Source organism: Bradyrhizobium sp. WSM1417 (genome assembly GCF_000515415.1).
Classification (GTDB): domain Bacteria; phylum Pseudomonadota; class Alphaproteobacteria; order Rhizobiales; family Xanthobacteraceae; genus Bradyrhizobium.
This window is the reverse complement of sequence record NZ_KI911783.1, coordinates 4,349,782-4,365,212: the sequence shown is the minus strand read 5'-3', so window position 1 is coordinate 4,365,212 and position 15,431 is coordinate 4,349,782. Positions and strand designations below refer to the sequence as shown.

Below are 15,431 nucleotides of genomic sequence, written 5' to 3'. Positions count from 1 at the left end.
CATTTTCGATCCACGCGCGTGCCACCTCACGCCCGTGGAGCCGGATCATCCACCGCTTTCGCGCGTCAACACATCTTCTATTATATCAATAACTTACAGCGACCGCCGGAAGTAATGCGCGATTTCGCCGATGACGCCGCGGCGGAAGGTGAGCACGCAGATGACGAAGATCGAGCCCTGGATCACGGTCACCCACTGGCCGAACCCCGCCAGATATTGCTGCATGGCGATGATCACGAAGGCACCGACCACGGGACCGAACACGGTTCCGAGTCCGCCGACCAGCGTCATCAGCACGACTTCGCCTGACATCGACCAGTGCACGTCCGTGAGCGAGGCGTTTTGCGCCACGAAGACTTTCAGCGCACCGGCAAAGCCGGCCAGCGTGCCCGACAGGACGAAAGCCAGGAACTTGTACTGATCGGTCCGGTAACCCAGCGAGATCGCGCGCGGCTCGTTCTCGCGGATTGCCTTGAGCACTTCGCCGAACGGCGAGTTGATGATGCGGAAGATCAGCAGGAAGCCGGCGAGGAAGCCCACCAGAACCACGTAGTAGAGCACGGTTGGCTTGGTCAGATCGAAGACGCCGAACATGCGTCCCTGCGGGATGCCCTGGATGCCGTCTTCGCCATGGGTGAACGGCGCCTGGAGGTAGATGAAGTACAAAAGCTGCGACAGCGCCAGCGTGATCATCGAGAAATAGATGCCCTGGCGGCGGATCGAGATATAGCCCGTGATGAGCGAGAGCACGAAGGCACCGGCGACGCCGACGAGGATGCCGAGCTCCGGCGGCAACGCCCACACCTTCAGCGCATGCGCGCTGCAATAGCCGGCTGTGCCTAAGAACATCGCATGGCCGAAGGACAGCAAACCGCCGTAGCCGATCAGCAGGTTGAAGGCGCAGGCGAGCAGCGCGAAGCACAGCGCCTGCATCACGAAGAACGGGTAGACTCCCGTGAATGGCACCGAAGCCAGCAGCAGCGCCATCACCACGAACACGATCATCTCGTCGCGGATCGTGCGTGGGGTTACCGGCAGCGTGTCGTCCGTCAAGGCTGTCATATCAGGCCGCCCTTCCCGTCAATCCCGTTGGCTTCACCAAGAGCACCAGCACCATCAGCACGAACACGACGGTGTTGGAGGCCTCGGGGTAGAAATATTTGGTCATGCCCTCGATCACACCGAGCGCAAAGCCGGTGATGATGGAGCCCATGATCGATCCCATGCCGCCGATCACCACCACCGCGAACACCACGATGATCAGGTCGGCGCCCATCAGCGGCCGCACCTGGTTGATCGGCGCCGACAGCACGCCGGCGAGCGCGGCCAGGCCGACACCCAAACCATAGGTCAGCGTGATCATGCGCGGCACGTTGACGCCGAAGGCGCGCACCAGCGTCGGGTTTTCAGTCGCCGCGCGCAAATAGGCGCCGAGACGCGTCTTCTCGATCAGGAACCAGGTCGCAATACACACGATCAGCGAGAAGATGACGACCCAGCCGCGATAGATGGGCAGGAACATGAAGCCGAGATTCATGCCGCCCTTGAGCTGGTCCGGAATGGCGTAAGGCATGCCAGAGGAGCCGAAATAGTTCTGGAACACGCCCTGCACGATCAGCGCAATGCCGAAGGTCAGGAGCAGTCCGTAGAGATGGTCGAGCCCCGTCAGCCATTGCAGCATGGTCCGTTCCAGGATCATGCCGAAGATGCCGACGATGATCGGGGCCAACAGCAACGCCCACCAGTAGTTGATGCCGCCGATGTTCAGCAGGAAGTAGGCGACGAACGCGCCCATCATGTAGAGCGCACCGTGGGCGAAATTGATGATGTTGAGCATACCGAAGATCACGGCAAGCCCGAGACTGAGCAGCGCGTAGAACGAGCCATTGATCAGTCCCACCAGTAGCTGAGCGTAAAGAGCCTGCATCGATCCCGCACCCGGTCCCTTCGGCGTTCCCTGAAAGTCGCCCGCAGGCCTGATGGCCTGCGGGCGGTTAGCTTACTTCTTCAAGAGCGCGCACTTGCTCTCGGACAGCGGCGTGAAGGCCTGGTCGCCCGGCACGGTGCCGACCAGCTTGTAGAAATCCCACGGTCCCTTGGACTCGGAGGGCTTCTTCACCTCGAACAGATAGGCGTTGTGGATGGTGCGGCCGTTGGGCTGGATCTCGCCCTTGCCGAACAGATCGTCTTCCGTCGGCATCGACTTCATCTTCTCGACGACCTTGGCGCCGTCATGCGGGTTGCCGCCGAGCGCTTCCAGTGCCTTGAAATAGTGACGCACGCCCGCATAGACGCCGGCCTGCACCATCGTGGGCGGCGCGTTGTTCTTCATCTTCTCGGCGAAGCGCTTCGAGAACGCCCGGGTCTGGTCGTTCATGTCCCAGTAGAAGGTCTCGGTGAAGTTGAGGCCCTGTGCGGTCTCGAGCCCAATCGCCTTGACGTCGGTGAGAAACAGCAGCAACGCCGCGAGCTTCTGGCCGCCCTTGACGATGCCGAACTCGGCCGCCTGCTTGATCGTGTTGGTGGTGTCGCCGCCGGCATTGGCAAGGCCGATGATCTTGGCCTTGGAGGCCTGCGCCTGCAGCAGGAAGGACGAGAAGTCCGGCGTGTTGAGCGGGTGCTTGACGCCGCCGACCACCTTGCCGCCATTTGCGGTAACGACAGCAGTGGTGTCGCGCTCCAGCGCCGCGCCGAAGGCGTAGTCGGCGGTCAGGAAGAACCAGGTGTCGCCGCCGGCCTTCACCAGCGCCTGACCGGTGGTGTGGGCCAGCATGTAGGTGTCGTAGGTCCAGTGCACCGTGTTGGGCGAGCACTGCGCGTTGGTCAAATCCGAGGTCGCCGCGCCCGAGTTGATGTAGACGCCGTTCTTTTCCTTGATGACGTTGTTGACCGCCAGCGCCACGCCGGAATTCGGCACGTCGACGATGACGTCGACCTTGTCGACATCGAACCATTGCCGCGCGATCGCGGTGCCGATGTCGGGCTTGTTCTGGTGATCGCCCGAGATGATGTCGATCTTCCAGCCCTTCGCAGCCAGGCCGGAATCTTCAATGGCCATCTGCGCGGCGAGCGTCGAGCCCGGTCCGCCGAGGTCGGCATAGAGCCCGGACTGATCGGACAGAGCGCCGATCTTGACGGTCTTGTCCTGCGCGAAGGCTGCACCGGTGGCGGTCACGGCCAACGCCGTCCCGAGCAGAAACGACGCAATCGACTTTGTCATCATGCTACTTCCCTATGAATCTTCTTGTTGGCCGTTCTAGACGCCGAGATAGGTGTGGAGCTTGTCCATGTTGGCGGCAAGCTCCGCATTGGAAAATCCGTCAATGATCTTGCCGTGCTCGACCACGTAATAGCGGTCGGCGACGGTGGATGCGAACCGGAAGTTCTGCTCGACCAGGAGGATCGTAAAACCCTCTTTCTTGAGCCGCGCAATGGTGTGGCCGATCTGCTGGATGATGACGGGCGCGAGACCCTCGGTCGGCTCGTCCAGCATCAGGAAGTTCGCGCCGGTGCGCAGGATGCGCGCGATCGCAAGCATCTGCTGCTCGCCGCCGGAGAGCTTGGTTCCCTGGCTGTTGAGCCGTTCCTTCAGGTTCGGAAACAGATCGAAGATCTGCTCGAGCGGCAATCCGCCGGGACGCACCACCGGCGGCAGCAGCAGGTTCTCCCGGACATCGAGGCTGGAGAAAATCCCCCGCTCTTCCGGGCAGAACGCGATTCCCATCCGCGCGATCTTGTCCGAGGTCGTGCGGATGATGTCCTGATTGTTGAATTTCACCGAGCCGGTGCGCTTGCCGATGATGCCCATGATCGACTTCAGCGTGGTGGTCTTGCCGGCGCCGTTGCGCCCGAGCAGGGTGACGACCTCGCCCGCGTTCACGTCGAAGTTGATCCCGTGCAGGATGTGGGACTCACCGTACCAGGCTTCGAGGTTGCGGACCTGGAGGAGGTTGCCGCCGCTCGCGGCCTTTGCGGGAGCTTCCGCCGTTGCAGTCTCAGCCATGACCGGCTCCCAGATAGGCTTCCTTGACGCGTTCGTCCTTGGTGAGTTCGCTGTAATGGCCCTGCGCGAGCACCTGCCCGCGCGTCAACACGGTGATGATGTCGGAGAGATTGGCCACGACGCTCAGATTATGCTCGACCATCAGGATGGTGTATTTCGCGGAGATGCGCTTGATCAGCGCCGCGATCTTATCGATGTCCTCGTGGCCCATGCCGGCCATCGGCTCGTCCAGCAGCATCATCTCGGGGTCGAGCGCGAGCGTGGTTGCGATCTCCAGTGCACGCTTGCGCCCATAGGGCATCTCGACCGCGGGCGTATTGGAAAACTCGCTCAGGCCGACATCGTTCAACAGCTCGCGTGCGCGATCGTTGAATTGGTTGAGCACGGATTTGGAGCGCCAGAAATCGAAGGAGCTGCCGTGCTGGCGCTGAAGCGCGACGCGGACGTTTTCCAGCGCGGTGAGATGGGGAAATACCGCCGAAATCTGGAACGAGCGCACCAGCCCCAGGCGGGCCACGTCGGCGGGCGCCATCGCGGTGATGTCCTGCCCCTTGTACAGGATTTTTCCGGCAGACGGTTTGAGGAACTTGGTCAAAAGATTGAAGCACGTCGTCTTGCCGGCGCCGTTCGGGCCGATCAACGCGTGAATGCTCCCACGGCGAACCTTGAGCGCAACGTCGCGGACGGCGAAGAAGCCCGCGAACTCCTTGGTCAAGCCTTCCGTTTCGAGAATGAACTCATCGGCCAAACAGTTTTCCCCCTGCCCGCACAACGCGCGTGGCTATCCTTGTTGCTTCAGCTTTCCGGAGGCCTTGGAGCCACTCCCTGGAGCCCATCCGGAACGCCGCCTCCGGGCGCGGAATATGCCGGAGGTGACGGGGGTTAGGCAAGGCGGAAAGCTGAGCAGGTCAGGCCTCCGGCCGGGAGACTTATGCTCCCTTAGTCGGACGTGTTTTGATGTCGCGCCTGCCCGGCTTCCCGGTTCGCAAAGCGCCGGTCATCAAGCCGTCGTTAACGGTCTTTCGTTCCATGCGCCAGCCTTCATGGAAAATTTTCCCGCAGCGAGGATCATGCGCGGGTTTCATGCGTCCGGAATTTCTATTCGCCGGGAATATTGTCTTGGATTTTGCAAGCGCCGCTCCTTCCGTGGTGAAATCGATCAGGCAGCGTGATCTCCTGAACACGTGGCTGCGGCTCTATGCGCGCGAGCAGACGGCCCCGGCGATCTGGGAGTACCAGCCTGCGCGGCTCGAGGAAGAGCTCTCCGATCTGATCTATTATACGGTGGACATGTCGACGCCGACGCTGCGTCTGATCATCCAGAGCGAAGGTACGCGCATCTCGCGCGCCTATGGACACACCGGCAAGGGCGCCCTGCTCGATGACTATATCGGACCGCGTCTCGCGCCCCTGGTGATGCCGGTCTATCATGAATGCGTGGCGCGCGGGCTGCCTGTCTACAGCGTTGCCGACGTCGATGACATCTACGGCCGTATCGTCGCCTATGAGCGCCTGCTGCTGCCGTTCCAGACTGACGGCAAGGTCTGTCACATCATCGCGTCGCTCAAGACCTTTTGCGAGGACGGCGGCTTCGAGATCAAGAATCTGATGCGCGGAAATGACGCGCTGCCGCGCTCAAGATTGCGCGCGGTGATCGATCGGGACCTGTTCCATCGCACCCCCGGCCGCATCGCGCCGGCCGAGTTGGTCGAGTTCGCGGACCAGCAGGGCTCCGGTGTTCCCACCGAGATCATCGAACTGAACTAGCGCTCAGCGCGATTTGGCGGCGGCTTCCTTGGTCGTGACTTACTTGGTCGTGACTTCCTTGGCATAGACGTCCGGCTTGAAGCCGACCAGCAGCTTGCCGCCGACTTCAAGCACCGGCCGCTTGATCATCGATGGTTGCGCTAGCATCAACGCCAGCGCCTTTTTCTCCGAAAGGCCTTCCTTGTCGGCATCGGGCAGCTTCTTGAAGGTCGTTCCGGCGCGATTGAGCAGCGTCTCCCAACCGACCTTGTCGCTCCACTGCTTGAGCTTGTCCTTCTCCACGCCCGCCGTTTTGTAGTCGTGAAACGCATAGGCGACGCCATGGATGTCGAGCCAGGCGCGCGCCTTCTTCATGGTGTCGCAGTTCTTGATGCCGTAGATGATGTTGGGCAAAACGTTCCTCGCGCATGCTTCGTATCGTGATCCCAAGGCGTTGTACGCAACTCCGGTTCGCGCGACAATATTGCGAACGATGCCAGCTCTTCGAACGGACACTCCATGCACGTCACTCATGATCCAGCCGCGACTGCGTCGCCGACCACCGACTTCGACACTTTTCTCGCGGTCGATATCCGCGTCGGCACCATCGTCGATGCGAAGCCTTTCCCGGAAGCACGCAAGCCGGCCTGGCGGCTGTGGATCGACTTCGGCCCCGCGATCGGCGTGCGCAAGAGCTCTGCGCAGATCACCGAAAACCATCCGCTCGAAACGCTGGTGGGCCAACAGGTGGCTGCGGTCGTGAATTTCCCGCCGCGCCAGATCGGCCCTGTTGTCTCGGAGGTGCTGACCCTCGGTTTTCCCGATGCCGACGGCAAGGTCGTTCTGGTGCAGCCGAGCAAGCTCGTGCCAAACGGCGGACGGCTGTTCTAGCACTGCGCGATCGAGGGAAGGTTCCTGGCCGCCGGCGGCGCCTCTTTACAGGCTCAACCTCCTGTTTCCCGGCCCTTCGGGCGTCGGGCTTGACCGGGATACTCTTTGGCAATAAAAATGACTGACTAATCGTTTTTTATCATACTCAGCACCGCAGAGCGCATCTCCTGCAGAACGAATAAACGATCGATTTGTCAGTTATTTATGGGATGGCCGGATGCCCAAGATCAGCGACAAGCAACGTGAAGGCCGGCGGCAGCAGATTCTCGCAGCCGCCCTTGCCTGCTTCGCCGAGGATGGTTTTCACCAGACCGGGATGGCCCACATCGTCAAACGGTCGGGGCTGAGCCATGGTGCCGTCTATCTCTACTTCCAGAGCAAGGACGATCTGATCGAGGCACTCGCCGACGACCGGCACCGGCGCGAGGCCGTGCTCAACTCGGTCGCGCAAGGATCGGGCGATCCGATCGAAGGACTTCACGCGCTGGTCGGCGTCTACGCGCAATGGCTCACCGATCCCACCGGCGAAGCGCGCCGCCGCGTCGGCATCCACGGCTGGGCCGAGGCCCTGCGCAACCGCCGCGTCCGCACCCGCATCGTAGAAGGCATCGACATGCCGCGCGCCCTGATCGTCGCGCTGGTCGAGCGCGGCCAGCATGACGGCCTCATCAAGCGCGATCTCGGTGCGGAAGCGATCGCGCGCGTGCTGATCGCGATCTTCCAAGGCTTTGTGCTGCAAAAATGCTGGGGCCAGGATTTTGACATCGAGGCCTGCATGGCAGCCGTGACCGGCGTGATCGATGGATTTCGCACCACCAAGACCGACGTCAAGCGACGGACCAGGAACTAAGCGATGTCGTGGATCCATGACTCGCTCGCAGGCATTGGGGTCGGCCTCATCGGCGGGCTGACATCGGGCTTCATGGGCACGAGTCCCGGAGGCGGTCTCGTGATCTTCAGCGTGCTGCTACTCGGCGCCGAGCAACACGTCGCCCAGGGGACATCGCTGATCACGCAGGTTCCACCGACCGGACTCGCGGGCGTTCGCCGCTATTGGCAGAGCGGCAATCGTAGCCCGTTGCTGTGGATCGTCTGGATCGGCATCGGGTTTCTCTTCGGCGGCGCCGGCGGCGGCTACGCCGCGGCGGCGGTCTCCGACTCGGTATTGCAATGGACCTACGTCGTCTATCTCGTCGCGCTGATCGCTCTCCTGATCCTGCGCCGCGACCGCGAGGAGACAAGCAAGGAGATCGGCGACCGGGACAAGCTGCCCTGGCTGCCGCTGCTCCTCATCGGCATGCTCGCCGGATTTTCCTCCGGCTTCATGGGCATCGGCGGCGGGCTCGCGATCACCGTCGGGCTCGCGGCGGGCCTGCGGGTGCCGCAGCATCAGGCCCAGCTCGTCGGCCTCGTCTTCTCGGTCATCCCGACCAATATTCCGGCCGCGTGGATCTACTGGAGCAAGGGACTCATGGTCGGCTGGCCGGCGATCATCGGCATCCTTGCCGGCCTCTGGTTCGGCACCGATCTCGGCGCACGCGCGGCCAATGGCGTCAGCAAATCGGTGCTGCGCCGGGTCATGATCGCCCTCATCTTGCTGATGGCGCTCTACATGACCCACAAGGCGCTAACCTGATCTTACGGCCGCTTCGGAATGTTCAGCCCGCGCTCGACCGCCGGACGCGCCAGCCCGCGCTCGAGCCAGGCGGCGACGGATTTGAACTGGCTGAACGCGACAAGATCGCCGGCGCCGTAGAAACCGATGAGATTGCGCACCCAGCCCAGCATGGAGATGTCGGCGATGGTGTAGTCGTCGTCCATGAACCATTGCCGGCCGGCAAGATGCATCTCCATCACCCCGAGCAGCCGCTTGGCCTCGCCCACATAGCGCTCGAGCGGCCGCTTGTCCTCGAAATCCTTGCCGGCGAATTTGTGGAAAAAGCCGACCTGGCCGAACATCGGCCCGATGCCGCCCATCTGGAAATGCAGCCACTGGATGGCCTGGTAACGGCGCGCGGCATCCTGCGGCAGCAGCTTGCCGGTCTTCTCCGCGAGGTATTGCAGGATCGCTCCGGATTCGAACAGCGGTAGCGGCCTGCCGCCGGGACCATCGGGATCGAGGATCGCCGGGATCTTGCCGTTCGGATTGAGCGAGAGGAATTCCGGCGTCTTCTGGTCGTCCTTACCGAAATCGACGAGATGGACTTCGTAGGGAAGCCCGATCTCTTCCAGCATGATCGAGACCTTGACGCCGTTCGGCGTCGGCAGCGAATAAAGCTGGAGCAGCTCCGGGTGCTTGGCCGGCCAGCGCCTGGTGATGGGAAAGGCGGACAGATCGGACATCAGGACCCCGGCTTCGTTCATGAGATGCCGCCTAGTCTAGGCCAGCGGACGAACGACGCAAGGTCGAGTGGTCAGTTCAATTTCCCGCACAGGTCACAACGGCCGCAGCAAATGGTTGGTGGCGTGCATCACGTCGCGCTGTGCGCGTTGCTCGATGAAGAGCTGGCCGGTGACGAGCAGTGCTCCGGTGAAGACGAGCGCAAGCATCGCGGTCGCGAACTGACTGGCATCCCTCATCGGACGAGCTTCTCCGTGTTCGGTTCGCACGAGGAACGCGGGCCGGCCATCGTCTGTTCCTGCAAGCTTCAAATAAATTGCAGCTTTTTCCCGATCCCTCGCACTCCGACGGCCTCAATAATTGATCTCCATCCGCAAGCCCCGCGGGTCGGTCTCCTCCCCGCCGAACCGCTGCGTGCTGTCGCGTGCCGCGACCGCGCAGGCACAGGCGTCGATGAGATCGTCGCGGCCGATGCCGGTGCCGTGTCGTTGATTCAGCCATGTCGGCAAGCGCACGAAGCCGCGCTGGTGCAGGAGTGCGATGCGCTGCTCCCGGCCCTCTGCAGACGTCTTCTTTGCAAGCCGGGCCTGCCCAGCGAGATTCCAGAAGATCAATTCCGGATGCGCTTCGCCGATCGTCGTCTGCCGCGCCGGCGTCATGATCTCGTCGGCGTCCCTGATCTTGTCCCTGATGTTCCAGAGCTGCGCTGACACGCCCCTGCCCTTGCCCTCGCACTCCCAGTAGTGACGGTTAGTTGCGGCCATGTCGGCAAATTTCCAGAGGTCGCGGCGCGCGCCGAGAAACACGGCAGGACCGACCAGCTCGCGCGCACGCAAATCGCAGATGCGATATCCGCTCCATTTCAATCCGATCGGCATGTCGATCATCGCCCGGGCATGCGGCAGCGCAAGCAGCCGCACGAGACCCGGCGAATAGTCGAAGCCGTGATCGCCGCGCTGGTCGATCCAGGCGGCGACCCAGCCGAAGCGGAATCCATCGAGGCCGAGATAGTTTGGCAATTTCCTGATTCCTGACGGGCGTCCGCCCGCTCCTCTATCCCGGTTCCTCGCCCCGGTGCTGCTCGAACAGGCGCTGCGCCAGCAACGCGTGGCCGAGCGTGCCGCCGGCGCGAACCGCCGCCGCAATCAGCGCGGCTTCCGCGATTTCTTCGCGCGTTACACCGGCCTTCGCCGCCTGCGCCGTGTGCACATCGAGGCAATAGGCGCATTGCGTGGTGAGCGCGACCGCGAGCGAGATCAGCTCGCGATATTTTGGCGGAATCAATCCGTCCTTGCGCTCGACCGCGTGGTTGAACGCAAGGAACGCGTTGGCCTCGACCGGCGCGAGCGCCACCAAGGGCGGGATGGATTTCAGATCGTCAGGGCTTTGATAACAGGTCATGGCTCACCTCGTCAGATATTCGCGCATCAGGGCGCGGGCGCGATGCAGACGTGCTTTCACGGCCTGCCGGGTCGCACCGAGTGCGACGGCGATTTCGTCGATGGTCATTTCCTTGACGTCGCGCATCAGCGCGACATCGCGGTAGTGCGGCGGCAGTGCCTCGAAGGCCGCTGCAACGTCGAGCCGCAAATCGGCTTCAGGACGCGACAGCAGCAGCGCCTCCGCCTCTCCGCCGTCGATCGCCGACGCGAGACCTGTCTTACGGGCGAGCCGCAGGCATTCGCGGCGGACCACACTGAACAGCCAGGCCGAAAACGCCAGCCACGAACGGATCGTGCCGACATGGCGAAACAGGATCCACAGCGCCTCCTGCGTTGCATCCTCGGCATCTGCCGAGCTGCGACAGGTGGCGCGGGCATAGCGGCGGATGTTCGGCTGCGCCGTCTCGAGCAGAGACGCGATCGCCTGGGGATCGCCAAGGCGCGCGGCCTCGAACAGGTCCGGCGAGATCCCAGCGGCGCTCACGACACGCCTCCTCTTCCGATGCCGGCCATCGCGCACATCGGACAATAGCCGACGAGGCCGGTCAGTGCGAAGCCGGCGCCGCCGAGCGCAACCAGCCACGCCGCGGCGCCGGTAAGATACACGAATGCCGCGACGGCCACCGCGACGCCCAAGGCGATCCGCACGGCCTGATGCAGGCCCCCGATGTTCTTCCTGTAAAATGCCATCAGATCCTCCGACATAAGCCGAGCCAAAATGCCTCGACCGTCAAGAGAGGGCGCGACGACCGGAAAGGATTCGCGGCAAACTGCAATTTTTTTCGCGATCAGCCTCCGACGGCCTGATAGGCCAGCCGCTTGAATTCGAAGAAGAACGGATTCCAGAAGCCCATGTAGCGCTGCGTCATCAGCACACCGGCGGTATTGGCCTGCGGGCAGATCCACCAATGGGTGCCGGCAAGGCCGCCCCACTGGAATTCGCCGGTCGAATTCGGGGGATCGAACGGCATCGGCGCGAAGGTGACGGCGCCGCCGAGGCCAAAGCCTTTGCCGGGGATCGGGCCGAGATTGGCGAAGCGGATGTTCTCGCCGGCGGGCAGCTGGTTCGTCATCATCTGCCGCAGCGTCTCCCGCTTCAGCAGCGCATCGGAGCCCGGGAGCAGCGCCCGTATCAAAGCGAGCATTTCGGGCAAGGTCGAGACCAGTCCGCCGCCGCCTGACAGCCGCGGGAACTGCCGCCGATAGGCCTGCGGATAAGGCAAGTCATCGGCCCGGGTCAGGCCGGGCTTCATGGGGTCGAGGATATCCGCGCCGTTGTAGAGGGCCACCAGCCTGCCCTGCTGCGCGTCCGGCACGTGGAAGCCGGTGTCGGTCATGCCGAGCGGCTCGAAGATGCGCCTTGAGGACGGCGTCGAGCGGCTTGCCGGAGACGACCTCCACGACGCGTACGAGCACGTCGGTCGCAACCGAATATTCCCACGACGCGCCGGGATGAAGGACAGCGGCAGATCGGCGAGCTGGTCGATCATGCCGGTCAGCGGCGTCAAGGGATTGAGGACGCGCGCCTCGTTGTAGGCTTTGAACAACACCGTACCGGGATCGAAGATGCCGTAGCTGAGGCCGGAAGTATGGGTCAGAAGCTGCCGGATCGTGATCGGGCTCTTCGCCGGCTCGACGTCGGCAAGGCTCAAAGCGCCCGGCTTCAGAACCTTGCGATTGCCGAGTTGCGGCAGAATTTCTCGACAACGTCATCGAGCCCGATGCGGCCCTCCTCGACCAGCAGCATGACCGCGCAGGTGACGAAGATCTTGGTATTGGAGAAGGCTCGAAATATGTGATCGGGCTGCAGCGCGGTGCCCTCCTCGCGATCGGCGAAACCGACGCATTGCTGATCGACGACCTCGCGGCCCCGCAGCACCGCCCAGGATGCACCCGGAATGATCTCCTGATCGACGTAACGCTGCATTGCCGTCCGCGTGGCGGAAAAATCAGGTGTTCTGGCGTCCATGTGCTTCCCCCAATGATGGTTGGGATCGATATAGCGTGAATTCGCCAGATGAGAAGCCTGAGCGGACGGCGCGGCTCATTCCTGCTTCATGAACGCGGTCACGTGCAGGCTGCGCCGAATCCACATCCCCTGCCGCTGATACAGCGCGATGGCCGATGAGTTGCTCGAGAACACGTGCAGGAAGGGAATTTCACCTCGCGCCTCGATCTGGCGTGCGACCGCCGCCAGCAGCGCCTGCGCGTAGCCCCGCCCGCGATGGTCGGGGTGGACGCAGACGGCCGTCATCTCGACGAAATTTCCCGGCTTCATGCGCTCGCCGGCCATCGCGACCAATTCGCCGCCGGCACGGATGCCGAGGAACGTCCCGAGTTCGTGCGTGCGCCGCGCGAAGGGACCGGGCTTCGTCAACTCCGTCAGGGCCATCATGGCGGGAACGTCGGCTGCACCCAGCCGGACGATCTCGGCATCGCGAAGCGGACTGTCGGCCGGAGAGCCGATCATCTGCTCGCAGGGTCCGGCCACCACGACTTTGAAACCTGCAGGAACATCGACGGCCTCCGGTGTGAACAGCGCGGCGACCTGCGGGCCCGACAGGAGATCACGGAGCGCGGCGAAGCTCGCCTCGGACATGTCGACCATGTCGGCAAAGGGCGTCACGTCCACCGGATAGCGCAGTGCTCGCGGGCCGCCTTCGGCCAAATATTTGTGGCTGGTCGTCAGCGCGCTCCAGATCGGACGATCCAGTAGGGTCTCGTCACCGTCGGACACCGTTTCACTCCTTCTCGAAACTGACGATGACGGCGGCATTGGCGATGAGGATGGGATCGTTGCCCTGTTCCGGGGCCGACGGAATCTCCAGCCCGCCCTTCACCGCGTTGACGGTGACAGTGCCGTAAGGCAGCTCCTTCGCGACCGCGTCCTTGTCGACGCTTTCCGGATTCGGCACCGCGATCGTGACGTCCACGAACATGTCGTTCGCAGTCTTGTCGATCATCCGGAAGAAGCCGAGGCTCGAATGCCTGATGGCATCAGAGACCGCACGCCTCGCCGCCTTTGTGGCGTCCCTGCCGTGGACGTCGACGCCCATGCCCATCTCGGTGATACAGCGAACGCGAGCCATGTTCTTCATTCCTGTGACTGATTGAGTGGTGAGGAGTGTGGGGGATCGAACGGCACGATACAAGTGGGGTCGTCCCCTCGTATCCCGGACGCGGCGCGGCACGCAGTGGCGCTCCATCGCCGTTGTAAGCCGCGTGCGCTGTGCTATCGCTCAAGCGATGACTCCCAAAACTTTCGAAACCCGCTGCCTGCGCCTGCCCGCCGTCACCAAGGTGGTGCAGTGGGAGGGCACCTCCGTGTTCAAGGTCGGCGGCAAGATGTTCGCACTCGGCGGCGGCTTTGCCGCGCGCTCCGGCGGCTACATGTTCAAGGTCTCGAACATGGCCTATGCGATGCTGATCGAGCACGGCCTTGCGCGGCCGGCGCCGTATCTGGCGCGCGCCAAATGGGTGCAGCTCGTCGGCAACAACGCGCTGCCGGACGCCGAACTCACGAGCTATCTGGCGCAGGCGCACGCGCTGATCGCGGCGAAACTCACGCGGAAGTCCCGCAGGGCGCTGGGGCTCGACTGAAGCGCAGCCGCTGCTGAAGCGAAAGCCTGCACCGATTGACTTCGATGATATGCCTGACTAATGTCAGACATCATGCTCGACCCTGTTTCCCGCGTCCGCCGCTTCAATCGTGCCGTCACGTCCGCTGTCGGTGCGCTCGACACGTCATTCCTGGGACGCGGGCGGCCACTGGGGGCGGCGCGCGTGCTCAACGCGATCGGGCATGGACGTTCGGACGTGGCCGAGATTCGCGAGTATCTCGGCCTCGATTCCGGCCTGATGAGCCGTCTGCTCCGCAGCCTGGAGGACGAAGGGTTGGTCGAGACCAATGCGCATGAGGACGATGCGCGCCGCCGCGTGGCGACATTGACGCGTGCGGGCCGGCGCGAGTTCGCGGCCTATGAGGCGCTGTCGAATACGCAGGCCGAGGGCTTCCTCGCCCAACATTCGCAGCGCGAGGCGCTGCTGGCGGCGATGGATTTGATTGCTTCCGCATTGACGCGCGAGCGCGTCACGCTGGACGAGATGGATCCACGGAGCGAACAGGCGCGCTATTGCCTCGGCGAATATTATGGCGAGCTCGGCCGCCGCTTCAAGCAGGGTTTTGACGTCTCGCTGTCGCGCGATCCTGACGCCAAGGATATGCGCCGCCCGCGCGGCACGTTCATCGTCGCGATGTCGGACACGCTGCCGATCGGCTGCGTCGGGCTGAAGGGCACGGATCACGGCTATGCCGAGATCAAGCGTCTCTGGGTCGCACCGGCGGCGCGCGGATTGCGGCTCGGCCGGCGCCTGATGGACATGACCGAGGATGCCGCGCGCGGGCTCGGCATCAAGCTGCTGCGGCTCGACACCAACAGCGCCCTGGCGGAGGCCGGCCAGCTCTACCGACGAAGCGGCTGGAGCGAGATCCCCCGCTTCAATGACGACCCCTACCCGGACCTGTTCTTCGAAAAACGTCTGTGAGCGCCGGCGCCTTTCCTTCCGTTGCCGCGTTATGGCCGAAGCCGCAGGAGCAACGCCATGACCAGGTCCGACCTCGCCGACATCTACCGCAATTACATCGCCTGCCTGAACCGGCAGGATTGGCCCGCGCTCGGACAGTTCGTTCACGATGACGTCGTCCACAATGCGCAACCATTCGGACTGTCCGGCTATCGTGCCATGCTGGAGCAGGATTTTCGCGCAATTCCGGATCTGCATTTCGACATCGAGCTGCTGGTCTGCGATCCGCCCCAAATTGCCGCCCGGCTGAAATTCGATTGCACGCCGGCTGGAACGTTTCTGGGGCTGGATGTGAACGGCAGGCGCGTGTCCTTCTGCGAAAACGTGTTCTATCAATTTCGCGACCGAAAAATACGACACGTGTGGTCCATCATCGACAAGCGCGCGATCGAGGCGCAGCTCTAGCGCTGCGCCTCGATGGACC

At 63.2% G+C, this 15,431-nt stretch carries 21 protein-coding genes and 1 pseudogene; 7 read left to right on the top strand and 15 right to left on the bottom strand.

Features of this window, described 5'->3' with window-relative positions:
* Positions 1-93: 93 nt before the first annotated feature.
* The 5 genes from BRA1417_RS0120870 to BRA1417_RS0120850 form a co-directional block, all read right to left on the bottom strand.
* Positions 94-1,062 (bottom strand): branched-chain amino acid ABC transporter permease, encoded by a 969-nt coding sequence (locus BRA1417_RS0120870; RefSeq protein ID WP_027517484.1) that lies wholly within the window; start codon positions 1,060-1,062, stop codon positions 94-96.
* Between the two features lies 1 nt (position 1,063).
* Positions 1,064-1,927 carry a branched-chain amino acid ABC transporter permease gene (locus BRA1417_RS0120865; protein ID WP_027517483.1) on the bottom strand — a complete coding sequence of 288 codons (864 nt, stop codon included), beginning with the start codon at positions 1,925-1,927 and terminating at the stop codon, positions 1,064-1,066.
* Between the two features lie 72 nt (positions 1,928-1,999).
* Positions 2,000-3,223 (bottom strand): ABC transporter substrate-binding protein, encoded by a 1,224-nt coding sequence (locus BRA1417_RS0120860; protein WP_027517482.1) that lies wholly within the window; start codon positions 3,221-3,223, stop codon positions 2,000-2,002.
* Between the two features lie 33 nt (positions 3,224-3,256).
* Complete coding sequence (locus tag BRA1417_RS0120855; RefSeq protein WP_027517481.1) at positions 3,257-4,003, bottom strand: ABC transporter ATP-binding protein; 747 nt, start codon at positions 4,001-4,003, stop codon at positions 3,257-3,259.
* Positions 3,996-4,751 carry an ABC transporter ATP-binding protein gene (locus BRA1417_RS0120850; protein WP_018459153.1) on the bottom strand — a complete coding sequence of 252 codons (756 nt, stop codon included), beginning with the start codon at positions 4,749-4,751 and terminating at the stop codon, positions 3,996-3,998. The genes BRA1417_RS0120855 and BRA1417_RS0120850 overlap by 8 nt, the downstream gene beginning before the upstream one ends.
* Before the next feature lie 335 nt (positions 4,752-5,086).
* On the opposite strand from BRA1417_RS0120850, the gene BRA1417_RS0120845 reads away from it, so the two are divergent.
* Positions 5,087-5,770 (top strand): PAS domain-containing protein, encoded by a 684-nt coding sequence (locus BRA1417_RS0120845; protein WP_027517480.1) that lies wholly within the window; start codon positions 5,087-5,089, stop codon positions 5,768-5,770.
* 39 nt (positions 5,771-5,809) lie between these two features.
* Here the strand turns inward: BRA1417_RS0120845 and BRA1417_RS0120840 are convergent, their stop codons facing one another.
* Positions 5,810-6,163 carry an ArsC family reductase gene (locus tag BRA1417_RS0120840; RefSeq protein ID WP_027517479.1) on the bottom strand — a complete coding sequence of 118 codons (354 nt, stop codon included), beginning with the start codon at positions 6,161-6,163 and terminating at the stop codon, positions 5,810-5,812.
* A 105-nt stretch (positions 6,164-6,268) separates the two neighbouring features.
* On the opposite strand from BRA1417_RS0120840, the gene BRA1417_RS0120835 reads away from it, so the two are divergent.
* The 3 genes from BRA1417_RS0120835 to BRA1417_RS0120825 all read left to right on the top strand — a co-directional run bounded on the left by BRA1417_RS0120835 (position 6,269) and on the right by BRA1417_RS0120825 (position 8,276).
* Positions 6,269-6,640 carry a tRNA-binding protein gene (locus BRA1417_RS0120835; protein WP_027517478.1) on the top strand — a complete coding sequence of 124 codons (372 nt, stop codon included), beginning with the start codon at positions 6,269-6,271 and terminating at the stop codon, positions 6,638-6,640.
* Positions 6,641-6,857: 217 nt separating this feature from the next.
* Positions 6,858-7,490: a TetR/AcrR family transcriptional regulator gene (locus BRA1417_RS0120830; RefSeq protein WP_027517477.1), complete on the top strand. Its 633-nt coding sequence runs from the start codon at positions 6,858-6,860 to the stop codon at positions 7,488-7,490.
* A gap of 3 nt (positions 7,491-7,493) precedes the next feature.
* Complete coding sequence (locus BRA1417_RS0120825; protein WP_027517476.1) at positions 7,494-8,276, top strand: sulfite exporter TauE/SafE family protein; 783 nt, start codon at positions 7,494-7,496, stop codon at positions 8,274-8,276.
* 2 nt (positions 8,277-8,278) lie between these two features.
* On the opposite strand, the gene BRA1417_RS0120820 is transcribed toward BRA1417_RS0120825, so the two are convergent.
* From BRA1417_RS0120820 to BRA1417_RS0120780, 9 genes and pseudogenes are all read right to left on the bottom strand, one after another.
* Positions 8,279-8,983 carry a glutathione S-transferase family protein gene (locus BRA1417_RS0120820; RefSeq protein WP_027517475.1) on the bottom strand — a complete coding sequence of 235 codons (705 nt, stop codon included), beginning with the start codon at positions 8,981-8,983 and terminating at the stop codon, positions 8,279-8,281.
* A 93-nt stretch (positions 8,984-9,076) separates the two neighbouring features.
* Complete coding sequence (locus tag BRA1417_RS44860; protein ID WP_007609210.1) at positions 9,077-9,220, bottom strand: hypothetical protein; 144 nt, start codon at positions 9,218-9,220, stop codon at positions 9,077-9,079.
* A 114-nt stretch (positions 9,221-9,334) separates the two neighbouring features.
* A complete protein-coding gene (locus BRA1417_RS0120810; protein WP_027517474.1) occupies positions 9,335-10,000 on the bottom strand; it encodes a DUF429 domain-containing protein in 666 nt (221 codons plus the stop codon).
* 34 nt (positions 10,001-10,034) lie between these two features.
* Positions 10,035-10,382: a carboxymuconolactone decarboxylase family protein gene (locus BRA1417_RS0120805; RefSeq protein ID WP_027517473.1), complete on the bottom strand. Its 348-nt coding sequence runs from the start codon at positions 10,380-10,382 to the stop codon at positions 10,035-10,037.
* Positions 10,383-10,385: 3 nt separating this feature from the next.
* Positions 10,386-10,907 carry an RNA polymerase sigma factor gene (locus BRA1417_RS0120800; RefSeq protein WP_027517472.1) on the bottom strand — a complete coding sequence of 174 codons (522 nt, stop codon included), beginning with the start codon at positions 10,905-10,907 and terminating at the stop codon, positions 10,386-10,388.
* Positions 10,904-11,113 (bottom strand): DUF2892 domain-containing protein, encoded by a 210-nt coding sequence (locus BRA1417_RS0120795; protein ID WP_027517471.1) that lies wholly within the window; start codon positions 11,111-11,113, stop codon positions 10,904-10,906. The genes BRA1417_RS0120800 and BRA1417_RS0120795 overlap by 4 nt, the downstream gene beginning before the upstream one ends.
* 98 nt (positions 11,114-11,211) lie before the next feature.
* Positions 11,212-12,392: pseudogene (locus BRA1417_RS40625) on the bottom strand (serine hydrolase domain-containing protein).
* A 75-nt stretch (positions 12,393-12,467) separates the two neighbouring features.
* Positions 12,468-13,160, bottom strand: a complete 693-nt coding sequence (locus tag BRA1417_RS0120785; RefSeq protein ID WP_027517470.1) for a GNAT family N-acetyltransferase — start codon at positions 13,158-13,160, stop codon at positions 12,468-12,470.
* A gap of 4 nt (positions 13,161-13,164) precedes the next feature.
* Complete coding sequence (locus tag BRA1417_RS0120780) at positions 13,165-13,512, bottom strand: Lin0512 family protein (protein WP_027517469.1); 348 nt, start codon at positions 13,510-13,512, stop codon at positions 13,165-13,167.
* A gap of 157 nt (positions 13,513-13,669) precedes the next feature.
* Here BRA1417_RS0120780 and BRA1417_RS0120775 point away from each other — a divergent pair, with 157 nt between their 5' ends.
* From BRA1417_RS0120775 to BRA1417_RS0120765, 3 genes are all read left to right on the top strand, one after another.
* Positions 13,670-14,023, top strand: coding sequence for an MmcQ/YjbR family DNA-binding protein (locus BRA1417_RS0120775; RefSeq protein ID WP_027517468.1), 354 nt, complete (start codon positions 13,670-13,672; stop codon positions 14,021-14,023).
* Positions 14,024-14,095: 72 nt separating this feature from the next.
* The gene (locus BRA1417_RS0120770; protein WP_027517467.1) at positions 14,096-14,968 is read left to right on the top strand and encodes a bifunctional helix-turn-helix transcriptional regulator/GNAT family N-acetyltransferase; all 873 of its coding nucleotides are present in this window, start codon (positions 14,096-14,098) and stop codon (positions 14,966-14,968) included.
* Positions 14,969-15,025: 57 nt separating this feature from the next.
* On the top strand, positions 15,026-15,412 hold the full coding sequence (locus tag BRA1417_RS0120765) for an ester cyclase (RefSeq protein WP_027517466.1): 387 nt from the start codon (positions 15,026-15,028) through the stop codon (positions 15,410-15,412).
* Positions 15,413-15,431 lie beyond the last annotated feature (19 nt).

Coding starts and splice junctions, on each gene's coding strand:
- BRA1417_RS0120780 (WP_027517469.1), bottom strand. CDS start 13,512: ATGGCTCGCGTTCGCTGTATCACCGAGATGGGCATGGGCGTCGACGTC.
- BRA1417_RS0120765 (WP_027517466.1), top strand. CDS start 15,026: ATGACCAGGTCCGACCTCGCCGACATCTACCGCAATTACATCGCCTGC.
- BRA1417_RS0120865 (WP_027517483.1), bottom strand. CDS start 1,927: ATGCAGGCTCTTTACGCTCAGCTACTGGTGGGACTGATCAATGGCTCG.
- BRA1417_RS0120870 (WP_027517484.1), bottom strand. CDS start 1,062: ATGACAGCCTTGACGGACGACACGCTGCCGGTAACCCCACGCACGATC.
- BRA1417_RS0120830 (WP_027517477.1), top strand. CDS start 6,858: ATGCCCAAGATCAGCGACAAGCAACGTGAAGGCCGGCGGCAGCAGATT.
- BRA1417_RS0120795 (WP_027517471.1), bottom strand. CDS start 11,113: ATGGCATTTTACAGGAAGAACATCGGGGGCCTGCATCAGGCCGTGCGG.
- BRA1417_RS0120770 (WP_027517467.1), top strand. CDS start 14,096: ATGCTCGACCCTGTTTCCCGCGTCCGCCGCTTCAATCGTGCCGTCACG.
- BRA1417_RS0120775 (WP_027517468.1), top strand. CDS start 13,670: ATGACTCCCAAAACTTTCGAAACCCGCTGCCTGCGCCTGCCCGCCGTC.
- BRA1417_RS0120805 (WP_027517473.1), bottom strand. CDS start 10,382: ATGACCTGTTATCAAAGCCCTGACGATCTGAAATCCATCCCGCCCTTG.
- BRA1417_RS0120855 (WP_027517481.1), bottom strand. CDS start 4,003: ATGGCTGAGACTGCAACGGCGGAAGCTCCCGCAAAGGCCGCGAGCGGC.
- BRA1417_RS44860 (WP_007609210.1), bottom strand. CDS start 9,220: ATGAGGGATGCCAGTCAGTTCGCGACCGCGATGCTTGCGCTCGTCTTC.
- BRA1417_RS0120860 (WP_027517482.1), bottom strand. CDS start 3,223: ATGATGACAAAGTCGATTGCGTCGTTTCTGCTCGGGACGGCGTTGGCC.
- BRA1417_RS0120835 (WP_027517478.1), top strand. CDS start 6,269: ATGCACGTCACTCATGATCCAGCCGCGACTGCGTCGCCGACCACCGAC.
- BRA1417_RS0120820 (WP_027517475.1), bottom strand. CDS start 8,983: ATGTCCGATCTGTCCGCCTTTCCCATCACCAGGCGCTGGCCGGCCAAG.
- BRA1417_RS0120825 (WP_027517476.1), top strand. CDS start 7,494: ATGTCGTGGATCCATGACTCGCTCGCAGGCATTGGGGTCGGCCTCATC.
- BRA1417_RS0120845 (WP_027517480.1), top strand. CDS start 5,087: ATGCGTCCGGAATTTCTATTCGCCGGGAATATTGTCTTGGATTTTGCA.